At 66.0% G+C, this 315-nt stretch carries 1 pseudogene; it reads right to left on the reverse strand.

Annotation, left to right across the window (positions count from 1 at the left end):
• Positions 1–196 (reverse strand): annotated as a pseudogene (locus EN857_RS33965) (23S rRNA (pseudouridine(1915)-N(3))-methyltransferase RlmH); the annotation flags it as partial.
• Between the last annotated feature and the right edge of the window lie 119 nt (positions 197–315).

Below are 315 nucleotides of genomic sequence, written 5' to 3' on the forward strand. Positions count from 1 at the left end.
GGGCCTGCAGCTTCTGGCGTTCCTCGCGGCGGCGCTCGTCGGCGCTCTGGCCGCGGCTCTCGGGCGTCTCGACGATGCGGGCAAATTCCAGCCCGACCGCGGGCCCGCTCTTGGCGAAGCGCTCGAAATAGCGGTCGGCGAGTTCTCTCTCGGGGCCGGTCTTCATCCGGCCCACGGCATGAACGGTAATCTTCATCCTCGCCTCGGCGAGCCCTCGATCGATGCCCGACCCTAATGGTCACGGCATGCGATGCGGCTCAGTGCAAGGTCTCTTCCTCGAGGTCCGGCGCCTGCCACATCTTTTCGAGATTGTAG

This window comes from Mesorhizobium sp. M4B.F.Ca.ET.214.01.1.1 (assembly GCF_004791545.1).
GTDB lineage: Bacteria > Pseudomonadota > Alphaproteobacteria > Rhizobiales > Rhizobiaceae > Mesorhizobium > Mesorhizobium abyssinicae.